Below are 1,056 nucleotides of genomic sequence, written 5' to 3'. Positions count from 1 at the left end.
GCCCTCCCCGGAGCTGTTCGCGGTCGGCGCGAGCATGTCCAACGGCTCCGCATTCGACAGCGCGGGCAACCTGTACATCACCGACACCCTCGCGGCGGGGGCCGTCGTTCTCGGTGCCGCCGGGCCAGGTGACCTCGGCCAGGGCCCAGTCGTAGCGGCGCCCGCCCTTGGTCCCGGTGCCGCACGAGCGGCGCTCGAAGCGCAGCGGGACACGCTTGGCCAGGGCATCGGCCCGCAGCGGTCCGGTCCCGTGTGTCACCACGGTCTCGTCCGCCGGTACCGCCATCACATACGGGATGCGGCGGCGCTCCAGTGCCGCGCGGAGCTTGCGGTCCTGGCCGTAGAGGCTGTCGGCGGCCACCCAGCCGAAGGGCACCCCCGCCCGCCGGCAGCGCTCCACCATCCGCCGGCCCAGTTCCGGCTTGGTCACCACCTCCCTGGCCCGGGGCCGGGGGATCTTCGCGTCCCGGCACCGTTCGGCGTCCTTGGTCCAGACATCCACAGCTTCGGTGATACGTTTAGCCCCGGTACATTTTCGGCGCAGAGTCACTCGACCAGTGAGCTATTACGCACTCTTTAAATGGTGGCTGCTTCTAAGCCAACATCCTGGTTGTCTAAGCAACTCCACATCCTTTTCCACTTAACGTATACTTTGGGACCTTAGCTGGTGGTCTGGGCTGTTTCCCTTTTGACTACGGATCTTATCACTCGCAGTCTGACTCCTAAGGATAAGTCATTGGCATTCGGAGTTTGTCTGAATTCGGTAACCCGATGAGGGCCCCTAGTCCAAACAGTGCTCTACCTCCAAGACTCTTACCTTAAGGCTAGCCCTAAAGCTATTTCGGAGAGAACCAGCTATCTCCAAGTTCGATTGGAATTTCTCCGCTACCCACACCTCATCCCCGCACTTTTCAACGTGCGTGGGTTCGGGCCTCCAGTAAGTGTTACCTTACCTTCACCCTGGACATGGGTAGATCACCTGGTTTCGGGTCTACGACCACGTACTCATTCGCCCTATTCAGACTCGCTTTCGCTGCGGCTCCGCCTCTTCAGCTT

Annotated in this window: 1 rRNA gene and 1 pseudogene; both read right to left on the bottom strand. The window is 61.6% G+C overall.

Annotation, left to right across the window (positions count from 1 at the left end):
* Positions 1-361, bottom strand: a pseudogene (locus ACFC4D_RS46435) (hypothetical protein); the annotation flags it as partial.
* 23 nt (positions 362-384) lie between these two features.
* A 23S ribosomal RNA gene (locus ACFC4D_RS46430) occupies positions 385-1,056 on the bottom strand; the annotation flags it as partial.

It is taken from the genome of Nocardia sp. NPDC056000, assembly GCF_042269265.1.
Classification (GTDB): domain Bacteria; phylum Actinomycetota; class Actinomycetes; order Mycobacteriales; family Mycobacteriaceae; genus Nocardia.
This window is presented reverse-complemented; position numbering and strand designations above follow the sequence as displayed.